The 17,422-nt window shown below is 38.7% G+C and carries 22 protein-coding genes; 5 read left to right on the plus strand and 17 right to left on the minus strand.

Annotated elements, in window-relative coordinates; translation table 11 throughout:
• Positions 1 to 452 precede the first annotated feature (452 nt).
• Positions 453 to 1,202 carry a hypothetical protein gene (locus HWV03_RS13730; protein ID WP_211680214.1) on the plus strand — a complete coding sequence of 250 codons (750 nt, stop codon included), beginning with the start codon at positions 453 to 455 and terminating at the stop codon, positions 1,200 to 1,202.
• A 189-nt stretch (positions 1,203 to 1,391) separates the two neighbouring features.
• Here the strand turns inward: HWV03_RS13730 and efpL are convergent, their stop codons facing one another.
• The 3 genes from efpL to HWV03_RS13745 all read right to left on the minus strand — a co-directional run bounded on the left by efpL (position 1,392) and on the right by HWV03_RS13745 (position 3,398).
• Entirely contained in the window at positions 1,392 to 1,964 is a 573-nt protein-coding gene (gene efpL / locus HWV03_RS13735; protein WP_211672077.1) for an elongation factor P-like protein EfpL, read from the minus strand.
• Positions 1,965 to 2,095: 131 nt separating this feature from the next.
• The gene (locus HWV03_RS13740) at positions 2,096 to 2,674 is read right to left on the minus strand and encodes an HD domain-containing protein (RefSeq protein WP_211676423.1); all 579 of its coding nucleotides are present in this window, start codon (positions 2,672 to 2,674) and stop codon (positions 2,096 to 2,098) included.
• Positions 2,675 to 2,774: 100 nt separating this feature from the next.
• The gene (locus HWV03_RS13745) at positions 2,775 to 3,398 is read right to left on the minus strand and encodes a glutathione S-transferase family protein (protein WP_211676424.1); all 624 of its coding nucleotides are present in this window, start codon (positions 3,396 to 3,398) and stop codon (positions 2,775 to 2,777) included.
• Positions 3,399 to 3,613: 215 nt separating this feature from the next.
• Between HWV03_RS13745 and HWV03_RS13750 the strand changes: the two genes are divergently transcribed.
• Positions 3,614 to 4,333 (plus strand): sulfite exporter TauE/SafE family protein, encoded by a 720-nt coding sequence (locus HWV03_RS13750; protein ID WP_211676425.1) that lies wholly within the window; start codon positions 3,614 to 3,616, stop codon positions 4,331 to 4,333.
• On the opposite strand, the gene HWV03_RS13755 is transcribed toward HWV03_RS13750, so the two are convergent.
• Positions 4,326 to 4,958: an HAD-IA family hydrolase gene (locus HWV03_RS13755; RefSeq protein WP_211676426.1), complete on the minus strand. Its 633-nt coding sequence runs from the start codon at positions 4,956 to 4,958 to the stop codon at positions 4,326 to 4,328. The two genes, HWV03_RS13750 and HWV03_RS13755, sit on opposite strands and share 8 nt — an antisense overlap.
• Positions 4,959 to 4,967: 9 nt before the next feature.
• Positions 4,968 to 5,426 (minus strand): HPP family protein, encoded by a 459-nt coding sequence (locus HWV03_RS13760; protein WP_211676427.1) that lies wholly within the window; start codon positions 5,424 to 5,426, stop codon positions 4,968 to 4,970.
• 93 nt (positions 5,427 to 5,519) lie between these two features.
• On the opposite strand from HWV03_RS13760, the gene HWV03_RS13765 reads away from it, so the two are divergent.
• The 3 genes from HWV03_RS13765 (at position 5,520) to HWV03_RS13775 (ending at position 8,516) form a co-directional block, all read left to right on the plus strand.
• Complete coding sequence (locus HWV03_RS13765) at positions 5,520 to 6,092, plus strand: TetR/AcrR family transcriptional regulator (protein WP_211676428.1); 573 nt, start codon at positions 5,520 to 5,522, stop codon at positions 6,090 to 6,092.
• A 728-nt stretch (positions 6,093 to 6,820) separates the two neighbouring features.
• Entirely contained in the window at positions 6,821 to 7,234 is a 414-nt protein-coding gene (locus HWV03_RS13770) for a DUF1805 domain-containing protein (RefSeq protein WP_211676429.1), read from the plus strand.
• Positions 7,235 to 7,424: 190 nt separating this feature from the next.
• Complete coding sequence (locus tag HWV03_RS13775; protein ID WP_211676430.1) at positions 7,425 to 8,516, plus strand: DSD1 family PLP-dependent enzyme; 1,092 nt, start codon at positions 7,425 to 7,427, stop codon at positions 8,514 to 8,516.
• Positions 8,517 to 8,565: 49 nt separating this feature from the next.
• Here HWV03_RS13775 and HWV03_RS13780 read toward each other — a convergent pair whose 3' ends face one another.
• The 12 genes from HWV03_RS13780 to HWV03_RS13835 form a co-directional block, all read right to left on the minus strand.
• Positions 8,566 to 9,045, minus strand: a complete 480-nt coding sequence (locus tag HWV03_RS13780) for a GNAT family N-acetyltransferase (RefSeq protein WP_211676431.1) — start codon at positions 9,043 to 9,045, stop codon at positions 8,566 to 8,568.
• Positions 9,046 to 9,118: 73 nt separating this feature from the next.
• The gene (locus HWV03_RS13785; protein WP_211676432.1) at positions 9,119 to 9,487 is read right to left on the minus strand and encodes a hypothetical protein; all 369 of its coding nucleotides are present in this window, start codon (positions 9,485 to 9,487) and stop codon (positions 9,119 to 9,121) included.
• A gap of 114 nt (positions 9,488 to 9,601) precedes the next feature.
• On the minus strand, positions 9,602 to 9,928 hold the full coding sequence (gene trxA / locus HWV03_RS13790) for a thioredoxin (protein WP_255546822.1): 327 nt from the start codon (positions 9,926 to 9,928) through the stop codon (positions 9,602 to 9,604).
• Positions 9,929 to 10,192: 264 nt separating this feature from the next.
• Positions 10,193 to 10,579: a nuclear transport factor 2 family protein gene (locus HWV03_RS13795; RefSeq protein ID WP_211676434.1), complete on the minus strand. Its 387-nt coding sequence runs from the start codon at positions 10,577 to 10,579 to the stop codon at positions 10,193 to 10,195.
• 118 nt (positions 10,580 to 10,697) lie between these two features.
• Entirely contained in the window at positions 10,698 to 11,399 is a 702-nt protein-coding gene (locus HWV03_RS13800; RefSeq protein ID WP_211676435.1) for an ABC transporter ATP-binding protein, read from the minus strand.
• The gene (locus tag HWV03_RS13805; RefSeq protein WP_211676436.1) at positions 11,386 to 12,156 is read right to left on the minus strand and encodes an ABC transporter ATP-binding protein; all 771 of its coding nucleotides are present in this window, start codon (positions 12,154 to 12,156) and stop codon (positions 11,386 to 11,388) included. The genes HWV03_RS13800 and HWV03_RS13805 overlap by 14 nt, the downstream gene beginning before the upstream one ends.
• A complete protein-coding gene (locus HWV03_RS13810) occupies positions 12,146 to 13,138 on the minus strand; it encodes a branched-chain amino acid ABC transporter permease (protein WP_211676437.1) in 993 nt (330 codons plus the stop codon). Before HWV03_RS13810 ends, HWV03_RS13805 begins: the two co-directional genes overlap by 11 nt.
• Positions 13,138 to 14,064: a branched-chain amino acid ABC transporter permease gene (locus tag HWV03_RS13815; protein WP_211676438.1), complete on the minus strand. Its 927-nt coding sequence runs from the start codon at positions 14,062 to 14,064 to the stop codon at positions 13,138 to 13,140. Before HWV03_RS13815 ends, HWV03_RS13810 begins: the two co-directional genes overlap by 1 nt.
• An 83-nt stretch (positions 14,065 to 14,147) precedes the next feature.
• On the minus strand, positions 14,148 to 15,311 hold the full coding sequence (locus tag HWV03_RS13820) for an ABC transporter substrate-binding protein (RefSeq protein WP_211676439.1): 1,164 nt from the start codon (positions 15,309 to 15,311) through the stop codon (positions 14,148 to 14,150).
• Between the two features lie 145 nt (positions 15,312 to 15,456).
• Entirely contained in the window at positions 15,457 to 15,861 is a 405-nt protein-coding gene (locus HWV03_RS13825; RefSeq protein ID WP_211676440.1) for a VOC family protein, read from the minus strand.
• On the minus strand, positions 15,854 to 16,654 hold the full coding sequence (locus HWV03_RS13830) for a class I SAM-dependent methyltransferase (protein ID WP_211676441.1): 801 nt from the start codon (positions 16,652 to 16,654) through the stop codon (positions 15,854 to 15,856). Before HWV03_RS13830 ends, HWV03_RS13825 begins: the two co-directional genes overlap by 8 nt.
• 52 nt (positions 16,655 to 16,706) lie before the next feature.
• Positions 16,707 to 17,252 carry an undecaprenyl-diphosphatase gene (locus HWV03_RS13835; protein ID WP_211676442.1) on the minus strand — a complete coding sequence of 182 codons (546 nt, stop codon included), beginning with the start codon at positions 17,250 to 17,252 and terminating at the stop codon, positions 16,707 to 16,709.
• Between the last annotated feature and the right edge of the window lie 170 nt (positions 17,253 to 17,422).

Genomic DNA, 17,422 nt, shown 5'->3' on the forward strand with positions numbered 1-17,422 from the left:
ATATATTCTAAAATACTCCAATAGGGTTATTCTCACATATAATAGAAATCGACACGTCAATATAGAGATAATCATGGCGAATTAAACCAAAGTAATATGAAATAAAGCGAGTTCACTCACGTTTTACATCGTTTCTGCTATTTTTTAACCAAAAACCATCAGTGATAAAACAAGGGTTTAACATTTATTTTTGTCTGATTTCGTCAACACTTGGGGAAAGCACATAGTACGCCCCCTGAGTAATACGTTATGGTTAATCGTGAACCAGTATATTAAAAACAGTGTTGCATTCATGCACGTTAAAACGTTGAGTGAAAACATTGATTGAAAACGTCAAATAAGAGTGAAGACACGAATAAACCCGTGTATTATGCAGCACTTAGGTATCATAGGAATGCCATACGTAATAGGCAAGTCGCTGCATTTAATAAGGAATAGAAAGTTTGAATCTAATGTTCATGGAAATGGGTATCCTACTCTTTGTATTTTCAATGATTGCCGTTGCAATTTTTGTACAAGTAAGAAAAATGATATTAACCAAAAAGCGCCAAGTTTTAGCGGCACAACGTCGGAGCATTGAAGAAACCGAAATTGTTTTAAAGTACGCAACGTCACTTGCATTTAGCACAAAACTTACGATCTTATTACACCAACGTATTATCGCCGCGCTCAAAAACATTTTAACCGTAGAACCGCTGAGCGATAAAATCAAACACCATATAACTCAACAGAAAATGCATATTGCAACAGCCAAAATAGCATCACCATCAGGTCTATTTATTGAACCTGTTGATGAGCGAACCGCAATTGACTTAGCACGAAGCATTTCACGTATCAAAGTAATTTTGCGTCACGAACTACACAAGAGAAACATCTCATTAGAAGATTGTGTCACTGAAGAATCTAAGTTGGAAAAGATTCGCTTAAAACTGCGTTTGAGTAATTGCTTAATCAAAGCGACTACATTTTTTGATCATGAAAAATATAGCACTGCGGTAAAAATGTTAAATGAAAATATTACATTAATTGAAGCTGTCGATCTCAAAGATGATTTTTTAATAGATAAACGAGACAACATGATTAAACTATTAAATAAATCGACCGATCAATTAGCTGAAATCGAAGCTCAAAGTAAATTAGATGAACAACCAGAAAAGACTTCAGCACTTGATATTTTATTTGACCAACAACAGCCCCGATAAAATAATTGCAAGATTACGCATCATAACATTCACTCCTAATCGTGATTACATGAGATGCTTAAGTTTATCTTAAGTCCTATGAGCGTAGCAGCAAATGATAATTCGGCAATTATCATACCAGAGTGCTAAAAACAAAAAAGGCTCGTTATCTGCTTAAGATAACGAGCCTTTATCTAATAGACAACGCTATTATTTATCTGCACGACTCATGAACTTGTGATCAGTCGTATTGATCTTGATTTTTTCGCCGCTTGCGATGTATTCAGGTACTTGAACCGTAAGGCCAGTAGAAAGGATAGCAGGTTTAGTACGAGCACTTGCCGACGCACCTTTAATTGATGGGTCAGTTTCTACAATAACCATTTCAACAGCAGAAGGTAGCTCAATAGATACTGGCTTACCATCAACAATAAGAACTTGAAGACCTTGTGTGTCTTCTGTGATGAATAATAACTCATCAGCAATTATTGCTTTATCTAGGCTGTAAGGTGTGTAGTCTTCTGTATCCATGAATACATATTCTTCACCATCAGAGTATGAGAACATAACTTGGTTACGTGTAAGATCTGCAAGATTAAGATTGTCGCTGTCTTTGAATACTTCGTCAATTTTTGAACCCGTAACTACATCGTACATACGCATACGGTAGATACTACCACCAGCACGGCCTTGTGGTACTGAACGTTCGATATCACGGATAATGTATACGCCATTATTATATTCAACAGCGGTATTCTTTTTAACGTCACTTGCCTTTGGCATTTTAGGTATTCCCAATAATAAATTGTGTAATAGAAAATAACATAAAGGCTAAAACAGACCAAGTACTGCAACAAGGAAGCGCCGACTTATTCACCATTTTTAACGACTTTATTGTATTACTAAACAAATATCTATTTAAGTAGGCCCTGGCTCACCGCCTTTTCAAGTTTCTGCTCTAACGACGTCCACAGCTGTTTACTACCTTTGCCAATTCTACTGTTAACCGAAAACACTTGTTCTTTCGAGATATTATGTGCTTTCCAACTATGCCCTTCACCATGTATGTTATGCAATAATGGAGGAACACGATCAATAGCTTTAGCGTAAACAGAATCTGCTGTAACCCCGAGTTCAAATTCATGCCAAAGCTCGATATATTCTTTTGCTTGTTCGGGCGGTAATATATTCAATAGTCGGTTAATACCCGATGCTTCCTTCGCCTTGTTCTCCGCCGTTTCAGCAGCATAAACAATCGTGTCTCCTGCATCTATTTCACCAAGATCATGCAGCAACAGCATTTTAATTACACGGTCAATATTAATCTCATCATCCGCATAGTCTTTTAGCATCAATGCAGATATACACACGTGCCAACTGTGTTCTGCGGAGTTCTCATAACGATCTAATCCGACAGGTTTTGTCTTACGTAATACACCTTTCAGTTTTTCAATTTCGACTATGAAATTTAATACCCTTTCAATGTTTTCCACACCAACTCCTTGGTCATAATACGTTTAGCTATTAATGAGTACACTTTATAATTTAACATCAGTGAAGCTTACCCACCAGTACACTGCCACTAACTTTACGTTAGACAGCGAGTCCAACCGCAGTCGCTTGCATGGGAACAAAGCCTCTAAGCTCCTCAACACGAGATAACCAGCGTCTAACATGTGGATAGCCTTGTAACGATACGCCCCCTTCTGGCGCATGCGCGATATGGGTATAGTTCGCAATATCTGCAATAGTAGGTTTGTGTCCAACTAACCAAGGATTATGTTCTAAATGCGGGTCTAATTGTTTTAAAATCGCATGTGCTATGTCTAGCGCTTTTTGATGATCAAGTTTCGCGTGAAAGATGTTAATTAAACGCGCAGTTGCAGGTCCATAAGCAACGCTACTCGCGGCAATGGTCAGAAAACCTTGTACTTGGGCTGCGAGTACAGGATCTATTGGCAACCAAGTATGCGCATTATCGTATTTACTGGCGAGGTAAATCAAAATAGCATTCGAGTCTGACAAGGTCACATCACCGTCTTCAATAACGGGCACTTGCCCTGCGCTATTTTTTTTCAAAAACTCAGGCTGTTTATGTTCACCTTTCAACAAGTCGACATCAATAAGTTCCGTTTCTAATCCAAGTAAGGATAACAGCAATTCCACTCTGTGGGCATGCGCAGACAGTGGATGACGGTATAGTTTGATTGCTGACATGAGATATCCCCAATTATTGTTTATGTCTATAAATAATAGCCGCTGCTGAGATAATCATCCTCGCTAGATCATACTTATTTGTAGTTATTACCTTTACACCTTCATGTATTTCAAATTTGATGTTAATCTTTTTACTGTTAGCCCCACCAAGGATTGGATGCTTGCCACAGGTGCTATCGCCGCGTTTACAGCAGTAACGTTTAAGGACAGCGAACATGCCCATTGAATATATTTTAGGATTAGCATCATTCCTTACATCTGTAGTTGCAGGTGTACTTGGCTTTGGTGGTGGAATGCTGCTCATTGTCCTCCTGCCCTTATATTTGCACCCCAGCACTATCATTCCTATTCATGGCATAACCCAGTTAGCGAGTAACTCGTCTCGCATGCTGTTTTCCATTAAGGATGTGCAATGGTCACTCCTGCCTAAATTCTTAATCGGATCATTGGTCGGCATGGTTTTGTTTGGGGTGTTGCTAGCGAATATTTCAAGTGCGTATATCCCCATCGCCATCGGATCCTATATTCTGCTCAATTTGTGGAGTTCTCGATTTTCAGTTTTCATCAAAAAATATGAAAACTATTATATTATTGGCTTATTACAGACAGGTTTAGGGCTTATTGTTGGTGCGACAGGACCAATTGCCATCAGTGTATTGACCAAAGAGTTAACCTGTAAAAATCAGATAATAGCCACTAGCTCTATGTTCATGAGCATCAGTCATGTGGCTAAAATTTTCGTTTTTGGCTTCATTGGTTTTGCATTTGTTGAACACGTTAGCTTGCTTATATATATGATATTGGGCTCAATCATAGGTTCATTCGTGGGCACTAAATTACGTAGCCTCGCTGACAATAATCGGTTGCTGTTTACCATCAAATTATTACTAAGCCTGTTAGCAATAAAAATGATTGCAACTGTGCTCACTAACTAGCATTGATCAGCCCTGGTAGCTCAACCATCGCATTAAAACTTACCACAGATGAGAAGACGCACGTTTGGTTAAAACGATTATAAAATAATGTCTGCATACCTGCTTTGTAGCCCGCTTCAACACCAACAAGGCCATCCTCGATAACGATACAGTCTTTACTGTCAAAGCCCATATCTTTTGCTGCAAACTCGTAAATACGAGGGTCTGGTTTCCAAATACCGATGTCGTAAGCGCTGTAAATATGAGAACCAAAATAGTCACTTAAACCGCACAGTTCTAACGCTTGTTTTATTTTAAATATAGGGCCATTAGACACCACAGCTTTGGGGTACGGAAGCAGGTCTAATGCCGCTTTAATCCCTTCTATCGGTCGTAACTCTGATTCAAATAATTCGGCAACGACAACACGATATTTCGCAGCAAAATCATTCGGTAATCTCACATCAAACTCACAAGACAGATCGGCTAATATTTTATCTAATTCCCAACCTCTATAATTGAGCATAAGCAGGTCGACATCAAGCTTTATACCTAGCTCAGCAAACTTAATCACAAAGCCCTGATTGCATAGTCTTTCACTATCAACCAAAGTACCGTCACAATCAAAGAGTAGACATTTTTTCATGATGTTCCTTTATTCAATACTCTCAAAATACGATGTTCTCAATTTATTTAATACTAACCCTAAACCCACAATCACGCATGCTCCAATCAACACTGGATTAAATAAAAATGCCCAGCTTTGACCTGATAGCATAATAACCATTGGGTTCGCCCCTGCTGGCGGGTGCGTTGTATTTGTCAGTAGCATAATAGTAACAGCTAATCCCGTTGCAATAGCCAACGACCAAGGTGCGACGCCAACATATTCAACAAATAACACACCGATAAACGCTGTTAATAAGTGCCCAACAATAACGTTCTTAGGCTGAGCAAGTGGACTCTTAGGTACGCCAAATACCAACACAACAGTAGCGCCAAAGGGGGCCATTAACCACAGTTCAGGATTTATAATACTGCCTAAGTAAGCCAAAACACCGATAGTTAGCGTTGCAAAAGTACCCGCGATAATCGGAAAAACAAATTTTTTCATATAACCTCTACTCAATGTAGACCACTCTGTCTACCCCTAATAGTAGACAGAGTGGTCTACATGTGTCAACATATTTCATAACAGGAGCTATTCATGAATGAAAAAAAATTAGTCTTAATTCAAACAGCCTTACAACTTTTTTATAGCAAAGGCGTTAATTCTGTTGGTATTAATGAAGTATTGAAGCAGTCTGGTATCGCGAAGAAAACGCTATATAGTCATTTTTCTGGTAAGGATGATCTTGTATTAGCGACCCTTCAATATCGAGATGGTATTTTTAATCAATGGTTTAATGAAGTGCTTGAAAGTGAAAAATCAGGCGAAAAATCCATACTGGCGCTGTTTTACGGTTTAGATGATTGGTTTAATAATAGGGTGCCAGAACTGAGCCCATTTAGAGGTTGTTTTTTTATCAATACAGCAGCCGAATACAGCGTAACCGACTCACCGATACGTCAGTACTGTCGTTCGCATAAACAAGAAATCAGAGCATTAATAAAAAACAAAATTAGTTTATTTATAGACGATCCCAAAGAGGTTAACACACTTACTGACATGGTTTTTATGCTTAAAGAAGGAGCGATTGTTTCAGCTTTAGTCGAAGGAAACAAAAATGCAGGAAAGGCATGTATTCCCGCTGTGACTCGATTCCTGAATCTAAAATAGAACAATGATTGTATTGCCATTATTACAAGTCTAAAGATTATGTTCTGACTAACAGTCGTTCAGCCCCCTCCAACTAAAAAGAATACCGATGCAGATACCAATCCCGATAATTATACCAAACAAAAACTCAATCATTTTTACTTCTCTCAATATCAATGACCTAAAAGGCTATTGATATCTGCTCATCATTTACTATTAAAGTGAATAAGCTCTATAACTCCTTCTGAATTTACGACTTAAATTGAAAAAACACTAGAAAAATCTAGCATTAAGAGAGTAACTAAATCTGCTCTTATAGTGATTTTTAGATGTTAATAGTCATCAATAATCAAAATATAATCTCTATTATTAAAATAAATATTAAATATTAAATGTTTAACTTTAGCCATTTTTAGATTTTACTTTCTAAAAAATTTATTAAAAAGAACTTAGATGTAATTTTAAAACCTGCCAATTAATATAAACAAAGTTAAATCATCCTTACTAGCAGCATTAAATCTTAGTATTAAAATGTGTCGATATAAAGCAATGTTAAACCAGTCATTAAATATTCGCACAACTCTATTCCTAAAATCCATAGACCTGTGGTTAATATTGACTAACAGCTAACCAACTGATAGCATTTTGTTAACAAATATAGCCAACAAACTATGTTAAAACAAAGCCTTAACTAAGTTAGAAGAATAAACATAAATTATTATAAATGAGACATAGAAAAGAAGCTAATTATGAAATCTATACAATATAAAGTTATCTATACAATATTAAGTATTCTAATTATTACATTTGTTAGCTACAAATTAATAAATCATAATAAACAAGAAACTGAATTAATTGTTGATCCACTTGCGTCATTAGATTTTAACCCTAAAAAAGGAAATGAATACATGGAAGCTAAAATGATACGATATGAATTAGACAAACCTCTTTTAATTATCAAAGAAAAAAAAGGTATGCTAGCCTGTGCTTATATTAATGTAGAGACATGCAACAAAACTAATGAAGCATGTGCCATTGTATCTGGTGTTAGCAGCTATAAAGATATGATGTCTGCAAAAATAATTGCGGTATCAAATGAAGCATTAAATCTAGGTGTTAATGTTGGTGATACAGGCATAAGCGCTATAAATCGATTTAAGTAACCATGAGTTAATTAATATAACAATTATTGTATCTGTATTTTATTTATCTGTAATATCTCATTGAACACAACATCATCACGTCTGAGATGATTATGAGTTGGGGAAAAATAAGATGAAATAATGATTAATCTCAATCACTTTCATAGTAGAATGTTTACAACGCTAAAACAGTGACTTAAAGGGATAAACAGTGATTGGAAAACACAAATTAGAATTAGATACGCCATGCTTGGTTATCGACAAGAACAAACTGATTGATAACATCAACACGATGCAAAAATTCGCATCAGCAAAATCGAAACATGTTCGACCTCATGCAAAAACCCATAAATGCGTCGAGATCTGTCAGCTACAACTTGATGCAGGTAGCATAGGTATATCAATTACTAAGCCATCGGAAGCGTATGAACTTGCCAAGGCCAATATTCGTCACCTGCTAATTACCTCCCCAATTGTCACTAAGCATAAACTGGCAACTTTAGCTAAAATTATCAAACTTGCACCAGAGACTATGATCGTCGTGGATTCTGAGTCGAACCTTGCTCAGTTAAATAAATTAGGCAGCGAGCTTAACCTACAAATTAACCTGCTTGTTGATATTGATGCAGGAATAGGTAGAACTGGCGCATCATTTGAAACTGCGTTTGATTTAGCATTATCAGTACACTCGCATGCCAATACGACTCTTAAAGGTATTCAGTGTTATGCCGGGCATTTCCAACATATTCTTGATAACAAAGAAAGAAAACAAGCGTCTGCCGCATTATTAAATAAAGCGGGTAAGCTAAAGCAAGACATTGAAAGCGCGACAGGCTTAGTGAATCTGATCCAATCAGGCTCAGGCACGGGTACTTATGAAATAGACAGTGACATTGCGTCTGTCACCGAAATACAACCGGGTTCATACACTGTGATGGATAAAGAATATTTCGATATTGAATATAGCTCAGGTCATTTCCAACCTGCAATGACATTGCTAACCAGTGTTATTAGTGCCAACCATACAACGCATGTAACCGTTGATGCGGGCACCAAGGCCCTTTACAAAGAAGCGACCCACCCACAAATCATTAGCCATGATGACCTTAAATATGAATGGCATTACTTTGGTGACGAGCACGGTAAAGTATCTGGAGAACATTTACCAGATGTTGGTGAGATGATTGAAATGATCGTACCGCATTGTGATCCAACCATTAACCTGCATGACAAATTCTATGTGGTCGAGAATGACATTGTTGTCGACATCTGGGATATCGCGTTACGTGGTAAATTAGCTTAGTATTTTTGTCCTAATAAGGTGTCGGTTAAACGACACCTATTTTTATACGCTAATCATGGCTGAAGCGCTGTCTTGTTACTACACCCCATTGCTCATCGTCGTAGCTGTCTTCGACATAACCACCTGCAATGTTATTATCCGACGTGTAATCAGAAAGTACGTCACGCCAAAATTTGACAGCATGTTCAGCTCCTGTAACCTGCTTGATTTCCCAACTGCCACCTAGGTTGTTAAAAACCTGAGAAATAAAACGTTTACCGACTTTGTTTTTACGGAAATAAGGCACGACATAAAAATCACAGACTTCATAACAACCCTGAGCCTCATTAGCAATCGCGGTATGTCCAGCAGGGACGCCATCCACATATAATAAATAACCCGACACATGACCACCGATTTTTGTATCTAATGGAAACAAACCATCTGCATCTGGTTTCTTCTGCATGATCTTTGAAAATTCAGCCTCATAGGCTTGTGCTAAATTCATGTATACATGCTTATTACTGCTATCTACTTTTATAATTTGCATAAATGACGCCCATATTTGAATATACTCATACTTGAATCGCTATACCAAAGAAGTAATTAAACACATTACATTATTAGCTGCTCAGCGCAACATAAAAACTCAGGCCAGCAATTGACCAAAAGAATATCCAAGAGATGTGCTTACCTTTTGTGAACCCAGCAGAGAACAAGCCACTCACTAAAAATACAACGCTGATCACCGTTAGAATTTGCTTTTGAATGTCTGCAGTGGGACTTGAAAGGATGAAAAGAATCGCTGCAAATCCCCACCAAGCCACGGTTGTTAAATGCCAAGCAAATCTTAAAATCCGTTTTGTAAACCAATCACTACCAAGAAGCGTTGGAAGCTCTCTTTTAAACAACCGAGTCAAAATAAAGCGCTCACCTAGATAGGAATGCACGAGTCCGATAAATATTGCCAAAAAACTTCCTGTAACTAACATATAATATCCATGATTTATTTTGTTCGGCCTGTGATGCTACAACACCAACTGACTTGTTCTATTTATAGTACAGCTTAAGAGCGACTCGATTAAGATGAGTAATTTGTAGTAACTTTAAATATGCTGACTTAACAGTGTCGTTAGTTGGGTTTTACTCAATACACCCACTGTTGACGATAAAATTTCGCCATCTTTAAATAGCATCATTGCAGGAAGAGCGCGAATACCATATTTGGCCGCGATTTGGGGACTAGTATCAATATTAAGTTTTCCAATTTTCACTTTACCGCTATATGCAAAAGCGATTTCTTCCAACACTGGACCTACACTTAAACAAGGGGCGCACCAAGACGCCCAATATTCAACTAATACCGGTTGGCTGCCAGTCATTAACTCAGTTTCAAAGTTCTCATCCCTCAATTCCACTATTTTGTTCATCATAAATTCTCCATAATTCATATTTAATTTATTCAACGGGCATTAATCTAAGCTGTTGTCCATAAATATAAATTAAAAAGGAAAACTTCAGTTTATGATAACAAAAGTTATATCATTTTAGTTTCACATACTTCAACTTCGAAAAATAACATTTTTCATCATCACACGACTCCTCTTTAATCAGCAATCTAAAAACTAAAAAAATCTCAACATAAATCAAGATTAAGGCAAAAGCAGTAGCCGATATGTGCCAGCATAGCGAACTATTCAAGCTAATGTGTTAGAGACTAATGCTGAGTCTAAATATGCTCGAACCCGTACTATTTTCTCACTCTCAAATTCACAAACCCAGCAATAGCGATTATGAAACTCTGCGCCTTTTTTGGTTATTGAATTTGCGACCAATTCAACGGATGCGGAACGCCCATCGGTTATACAAGAAAGTAACTTTAACGATAGAGGTGACTCTAATACTTCATTTAATTTTGAGATGGTGCCAGTAATGAAGTCTTGTTTTGATGTATAAACACCTGCAAGCGGATGAGTACCCGTTACTTCCCAAACAACATCATCACTCACATGTTCAAAAAAGCCTTGAGGATTACCGTTTTCCAAATGCGAAAATATTTCAATTATCCATGCTTGATCAATCATTATTCTCTCCTTGTAATATAATTTTACTTTACGGATACGTAGTGTTCTTCGGCAGTAATGGTTAAAGTATCTGCTGTTTAAGCCAATTTCATCCCCTGATACCAACATTAAACCTCAATTAAACACCCAAAAGGCGATGCTGAACATCAGGCGCTTGCATCAAAGCTTGTGGTGTTCCGCTCCAAGCAACCTTACCTTTGTCAATAATATAATGCCTATCGACTAATTGGTTAAGCGCGTGAAGATGTTTATCGACAATCAAAATAGCAAGACCTTCTGTTTTCAGCAGCACTAAACAGTCCATGATTTCCTGCCGAATAAGTGGCGCAAGTCCTTCTGTTGCTTCATCTAGAATGAGTAAATCTGGATTGGTCAACAAGGCACGTCCTATCGCTAACATTTGTTGTTCGCCACCAGATAATTGATTGCCCATACTACGCGCACGCTCTTCAAGCCGAGGAAAAAGTGAATAAACCCGCGGTAACGTCCATGGGTTCTCTCGCCCTTTGGGAATAAACGCAGTCGCAATCAGGTTTTCTTTCACTGACAAGTTCGGCGTGATCATTCGCCCTTCAGGCACTAAACCAAGCCCTAATCGCGCGATCTTATAAGGTTGAAGTGTTTCGCTGCGTTGTTCCTTAAAATGAATAGATCCAGCGCTCACAGGCGTCAGTCCCATAATAGAACGCACAGTAGTCGTTTTACCTGCTCCATTCCGCCCCATTAGTGACACAACTTCACCAGCGCTGACTGTCATTGAAATACCAAACAAGACCTGACTTTGCCCATAGAGCGTCTCAATATCGTTAACCACAAGCATCTAAACCTCCTTCATCACCCAAATAAGCCATACGTACCTCTGGGTCATGTTTAATCTCTGCAGCCGTGCCCGTTGCGATAATACGCCCATAAACTAACACCGATATTCGGTCTGCTAATGCAAACACCACGTCCATATCATGCTCAATTAACAAGATCGTATTCTGTTGGTCTTTTAATACCTTCAAGGTATCCACCAATTTCCAACTGTCTTCTACCGACATGCCTGCCATAGGCTCATCCATTAACAGCATTTTCGGTTTGCTCGCTAATGCCACCGCTATTTCTAACTGTCGCTGTTCGCCGTGCGATAACGCGCTGACTAACACATGTTCTTTTGTCTCCAATCCAACTCGTGTTAAATATTGCCTGGCAGGATCAGTCAGGCTTTTATCATTATTCACATTTTTCCAAAAGCGAAATGAATGACCAGCCTGTGCTTGTACCGCGAGTACCACATTTTGTAATACAGTAAAATCTTGAAACAGCGAAGTAATTTGAAATGTACGCGCTAAGCCTTTATGACATCGCGCTGGTATCGAACATTTATCAATATTGCCACCAGCAAATGTAATATGACCATGGTCTTGCTTAATCTCACCCGTTAACTGGCGGATCAAGGTGGTTTTACCTGCGCCATTAGGGCCGATAATCGCGTGGATCTCTCCTTTTCTAACACACAAATTTAGTTCGTCAGTTGCCAAAACCCCACCAAAGCTCTTTCTCAAGCCTGTCACGGTTAGTAGATCATTTGTCATGCTTTGCTCCAGGTAACAATCCATCAATACCATTACGGGCACACAACACTAGCACGATGAGTAACGGTCCAAATATTAATTGCCAGTATTCTCCAACCCTTAGTCCAGCAATATTAAGTGGAATAGAAGAAAGTAACTCCTCTAATAACAAGAAGGCTAGCGCTCCATATAAAGGACCAAACAAACCTGCGACACCACCCAGTACAATCATTACAATCAGTTCGCACGACCGCGTCCAGTGCATCATATCAGGACTAACAAAATCGTTTAGATTTGCCATTAAAAAGCCTGAATACCCTGCAAATACGCCCGATATAACAAACGCAGCAAGTCGGTATTTAAACGGTGAAAAACCTATCGCTAACATGCGTTCTTCGTTAGATTTACTGCCTGAGATCACCTGACCAAAACGAGAATGATTAATTTTATGAAAAAACCAGAGCACAAATAACAAGGAGATAAAACACAGGTAATAAAAACTGTCTTCATCATTTAAATCAATTAACCCCAACATGTCACTGCGTTCATAAATTGATAAGCCGTCATCACCACCATAAATATCCACACCGACGGCTGTAAAATAGAGCATTTGTGAAAACGCAATGGTGATCATAATGAAATACATACCACGTGTACGTAGGCTAATAGTACCTATGATCAAGCAGAGTACGACCGAAATAATCATGCTTCCTGCTAACTGGATGTAGCCATTGCCCATCCAATCAATGCCGTCTTCCAGCATATGAAATGAACCGATACCGACCACGTATGCACCAACGCCCATAAATGCAGCCTGTCCAAAACTAACAAGCCCACCAAAACCAATTAATAAATTAAGGCTAATCGCAGCAATGGCTAAAATTAATACCCGAGAAAATACGCCAGTATAAAAACTATCATCAACAAGCGTGGTTATTGTCGGCACTAATGCGAGTAGTACTAATAAACAAATATTAATTTTACTCCGTGTAGATAAAGCCATTAAGCCACCCCCTTAGGTGGAAACAAGCCTTGTGGTCGTATCGCAAGAACCAACGCCATCATGAAATAAATCAACATAGACGAAATAGCAGGTGCAGCCGTGGAAGCCGCATCACTCGACACCATCAATTTTAATATATCGGGAAGAAATGAACGGCCAACAGTATCAATAATTCCGACCAGAATAGCAGCAATAAACGCGCCTTTAATCGAGCCGATACCACCAATAACAATCACCACGAATGTTAAAATGATAATACTTCGACCCATACCAATTTCGACAGATAAAATAGGACCAGCCATCAATCCCGCGATACCAGCCAGGGTTGCACCTAAACCAAAAACAAGCGTAAACAGCAGTTGAACATTAATGCCTAACGCCCCCATCATTTCTCGGTTACTTGCGCCCGCTCGAATTAACATGCCTAAACGTGTTTTTGAGATAATCCAATACAATAACAAAGCCACTGCGAGTCCTAATACAATAATAGCAAGACGATAAGTGGGATAAGGCACTCCAGGAATAATTTCAACACTGCTATTTAAGAAATCAGGAAGCGCGATGTCTAAGCCTACAGGTCCCCAAATAAGTCGAACTAACTCATTAAAGAATAAAATCAGGCCAAACGTGGCAAGCACTTGATCAAGGTGACTCCGTGAATACAGTCGCCTTAAAGCAACCATTTCGACAACAACACCCAGAAGAAATGTAGCAGGAATGGTAAGTAAGGCACCAAACAAAAATGAATTCGTCCATTCACTGAACGTGGCACAGAAGAACGCCCCCATCATATACAATGAGCCGTGCGCGAGATTAACAAAATCCATAATGCCGAAAACAAGCGTTAAACCTGCGGCGAGAAGAAAGAGAAGCATTCCTAGTTGGAAGCCATTTAAGACTTGCTCCAACAATAACAACCAGTTCATGGTAAATTCCATTTAAAAATAAGGATAAAAAAAAACACGTACCTGTGAGTACGCGCTTTCATTTATTGAGTACTTACGACTTATTAAATTTTACATTTACTTGCGTAAGGGTCTTGATGATTTGACAGTACTTTATTCACGATTTCAGTGGTATACACACCATCACTATCTTTAATCACTTTTGTCAGATAGAAATCCTGAATAGGAAAATGATTATTACCGTAATTTATTTTTCCACGGACAGATTCAAAATCAGCCTCAGTCAAAGCAGCACGAACAGCATCTTTATCAGAGATATCGCCATCAACTTTACGCACCGCGCTATCAATTAGCATCATGGAATCATACGATTGGGCTGCATAAAAACTTGGGTAGCGGTCGTATTTTTCCTTAAAGCCATCAACGAAACGTTTATTCGCAGGCGTATCAAGATTTGGTGCCCAAAATTGGGTCATCAAACTACCTTCAGCCCACTCTCCCACACGAGGAAGACTTAAATTATCGATAGTGAAGATATTATACAAAGGGACGTCTTTAGCTAACTTCGACTGTGAATACTGCTTAAGAAATTGCACTCCGTGTTTACCAGGGTAAAACACCCAAAGTGCGTCTGGCTTAGCCGCTCTTACTTTCGCTAGTTCGGCAGAGAAATCTAATTGCGCAGGGAATTTAGTCATGTCTTGACCAACGACCTCACCTTTAAACGTACGCTTCACACCGGCAACCATGTTCTTACCCGCTGCATAGTTAGGAGCCATAATATAAAGGCGTTTAATGCCGCGTTGGTTAAGCACTTCGCCCATTGCCATTGCATTTTGATCATTCTGCCAAGACGTAGAGAAGAAGTTCTCGTGACAACGCTTGCCAGCAATCGTACTTGGGCCCGCGTTTGAACCGATTAGAAATACATCGTTATCAACCACTTTCTTATAAGACGCCATTAATACATGGCTCCAGATATAACCGGAAACAAAATCAACTTTGTCTTTCTTTACTAGCTTATCCGTTTTCTGTTTACCAATTTCAGGCTTAAAACCATCATCTTCGTAGATAATTGTTACGTCTGAACCGCCCATTTTACGATCCAATTGATCAAGTGCTAACTCAGCACCGTCACGCATATCCTGCCCTATTACGCCAGCCCCCGTGCTCAACGTAGTAACAAAACCGATCTTAATCGGCTCACCAGCAAACACAGAGCTTGTTGCTAATGCAATAACAGAAGCAAGTGCTAATTTTTTAAACATGGCTATAAATCCTTTTATTATGTTTGCATAACGCTCAAACATAAACTTAGCTGATAACTGAACTCGTTTAATATCGATGACAAACAATACCTAAATTTAGGCACATTACAAGGTTAAAATACGAAGATTACACAGATCAAGTTAGTTACTTGGTTAGCTGCAACAAATCCCATTTTGTACCGTATAAGTCTTTAAATACCACTACAGTGCCGTATTCTTCGCTACGGGGTTCTTCAGTAAACTCAACGCCCTGATTTTTCATGAATTCATAATCACGCCAAAAATCATTAGTTTGTAGAAATAAGAAGACACGACCACCCGCTTGATTGCCAATAGATTGTTGCTGTTCTTCGTTACTCGCTTGAGCCAATAATAAATTGGTTCCAGTCGAGTTAGGAGGACAAATCTGAACCCAACGCTTCCCACCACCTAAATCAGTGTCTTCAACAAGCTCGAATTGCAGTTTATTAGTATAAAATTCAATAGCGTCATCATAGTTTTCAACAACTAACGCTACATTTCCGATTCTTTGTTCGATAACCTTACTCACTTATTTTTCTAGCGATGACTAAACCATGGTTACTTGACCCTAGCAGAGACGGTTCATCACACGTTTTTAGATGATAGCTCAACCATGTTTGATATTGCGCAGGAGTAAAGTTATTAACCCCTGACGAGATATATCGCCCAAATCCGTCTGTCGCTACATGACGTAATGTAGTAAAACCATGTGTGCTTACCAGCGCTTCCACTTCAGCTGGAGTCGCAAAGTAACCCACATTAAAAAAACTATCAGCAAGCTGACTTGGAACCAAACCCGATTCAAAAAGCGTGGATAGAATCTCTGGTGTAACCAGCTCTGGAGATTGCTGAGCGAACATACCTGCAACGAAATAACGCGAAATGTAAGCAATCGCTAACACACCACCAGGCTTTAGGATTCGATAAGCCTCTGAGATTGCTTGGTCACGCTGTTCCTGAGTTTGTAGATGATAGAGAGGCCCAAGAATAACGCAAAGGTCATGTGAATTGCTTTCAATAAACGGAACTGAACAAGCATTCCCTTCATAAATTGAAAGTGTTAAACCTTGTTCTTTGGCTTTGCGTTTCAAAATGTTAACTTGATCAGGTACCAGTTCTACAGCCGTTGTATTACAACCCATTTTCGAAAAGTTGAGAGAATATCGGCCAGTTGCAGCACCTAATTCGATGACTTTTACGTTTGGAACAAGATACGCTTTCAGTGTATCCATCGTGGTATCAAATTCCATTTGAGTAATGAATTGCCGAGTAAGACGACTATCTTCATTAGCACCTGTATATTGCTCTATTAATTCTTGCATGATAATTCCTTTTACAAGATCCCTTGGTAAAACCCCATTACTAACAACTCTGTTAGGCTATCTTCTTCGATAACACACCTAAATGTAGTTTCTTGTTGAGTATGGATACAAGTGTCGATGCAAATATCGCCACACAAATAGCACCTAATATATCAAGAGGATAATGAATGCCACCATACACTCTAGACATGCTACTAATAAAACTCAACACAAATAGAGCCATGCCTAGCACCCGAGTTGCTTTGTTAAATAATAACGTGATAGCGATAGAGAACGTAAACGTTGCATGGTCGGAGGGAAATGAAGAATCTGGCGCATGCTCTATTAGTTGAACACCTAAGTTATCTACAAATGGACGAGGGTTATAATAAAAACGAGAAATGATGTTACTCGTTAACATCCCCAGAACAACTGACACGACAGCGTTCAAACTAACTTGTTTCCTTTCTACGCTTGAACTAAACCATAAATATATTAACGCCATGACAAAAAGGTAAGGCATTACATCAACAGCTGTAATTAAAATACTATCCAGCATTTTATTCTTACCCGCATATTGGTTAATAACTAGAAAAGCTGATACGTTGAATTGTTCCATCAATTGACCTTGATTCTAATGAATGTTTAACGCCCTTGAGAGTCAATAAATTGCGGAAATAAGGACATGAAAAATAATATGGATTTGGGATTTTAAAGTGTAAGAGCTGCCACGGCAACATACATTAAATAATTTTCCACAACTTATCCTTATTGAACAATACGACAGGA

Origin of the sequence: Moritella sp. 36 (assembly GCF_018219415.1) — a bacterium.
Classification (GTDB): Bacteria; Pseudomonadota; Gammaproteobacteria; order Enterobacterales; family Moritellaceae; genus Moritella.

What these genes read in the sequence shown, in the direction of transcription:
- HWV03_RS13815 (WP_211676438.1), bottom strand. Translation starts at nt 14,064, where the DNA reads ATGAACTGGTTGTTATTGTTGGAGCAAGTCTTAAATGGCTTCCAACTA.
- HWV03_RS13750 (WP_211676425.1), top strand. Translation starts at nt 3,614, where the DNA reads ATGCCCATTGAATATATTTTAGGATTAGCATCATTCCTTACATCTGTA.
- HWV03_RS13760 (WP_211676427.1), bottom strand. Translation starts at nt 5,426, where the DNA reads ATGAAAAAATTTGTTTTTCCGATTATCGCGGGTACTTTTGCAACGCTA.
- HWV03_RS13805 (WP_211676436.1), bottom strand. Translation starts at nt 12,156, where the DNA reads ATGACAAATGATCTACTAACCGTGACAGGCTTGAGAAAGAGCTTTGGT.
- HWV03_RS13830 (WP_211676441.1), bottom strand. Translation starts at nt 16,654, where the DNA reads ATGCAAGAATTAATAGAGCAATATACAGGTGCTAATGAAGATAGTCGT.
- HWV03_RS13730 (WP_211680214.1), top strand. Translation starts at nt 453, where the DNA reads ATGTTCATGGAAATGGGTATCCTACTCTTTGTATTTTCAATGATTGCC.
- HWV03_RS13820 (WP_211676439.1), bottom strand. Translation starts at nt 15,311, where the DNA reads ATGTTTAAAAAATTAGCACTTGCTTCTGTTATTGCATTAGCAACAAGC.
- HWV03_RS13745 (WP_211676424.1), bottom strand. Translation starts at nt 3,398, where the DNA reads ATGTCAGCAATCAAACTATACCGTCATCCACTGTCTGCGCATGCCCAC.
- HWV03_RS13770 (WP_211676429.1), top strand. Translation starts at nt 6,821, where the DNA reads ATGAAATCTATACAATATAAAGTTATCTATACAATATTAAGTATTCTA.
- efpL (WP_211672077.1), bottom strand. Translation starts at nt 1,964, where the DNA reads ATGCCAAAGGCAAGTGACGTTAAAAAGAATACCGCTGTTGAATATAAT.
- HWV03_RS13785 (WP_211676432.1), bottom strand. Translation starts at nt 9,487, where the DNA reads ATGTTAGTTACAGGAAGTTTTTTGGCAATATTTATCGGACTCGTGCAT.
- HWV03_RS13755 (WP_211676426.1), bottom strand. Translation starts at nt 4,958, where the DNA reads ATGAAAAAATGTCTACTCTTTGATTGTGACGGTACTTTGGTTGATAGT.
- HWV03_RS13800 (WP_211676435.1), bottom strand. Translation starts at nt 11,399, where the DNA reads ATGCTTGTGGTTAACGATATTGAGACGCTCTATGGGCAAAGTCAGGTC.
- trxA (WP_255546822.1), bottom strand. Translation starts at nt 9,928, where the DNA reads ATGATGAACAAAATAGTGGAATTGAGGGATGAGAACTTTGAAACTGAG.
- HWV03_RS13810 (WP_211676437.1), bottom strand. Translation starts at nt 13,138, where the DNA reads ATGGCTTTATCTACACGGAGTAAAATTAATATTTGTTTATTAGTACTA.
- HWV03_RS13765 (WP_211676428.1), top strand. Translation starts at nt 5,520, where the DNA reads ATGAATGAAAAAAAATTAGTCTTAATTCAAACAGCCTTACAACTTTTT.
- HWV03_RS13835 (WP_211676442.1), bottom strand. Translation starts at nt 17,252, where the DNA reads ATGGAACAATTCAACGTATCAGCTTTTCTAGTTATTAACCAATATGCG.
- HWV03_RS13795 (WP_211676434.1), bottom strand. Translation starts at nt 10,579, where the DNA reads ATGATTGATCAAGCATGGATAATTGAAATATTTTCGCATTTGGAAAAC.
- HWV03_RS13780 (WP_211676431.1), bottom strand. Translation starts at nt 9,045, where the DNA reads ATGCAAATTATAAAAGTAGATAGCAGTAATAAGCATGTATACATGAAT.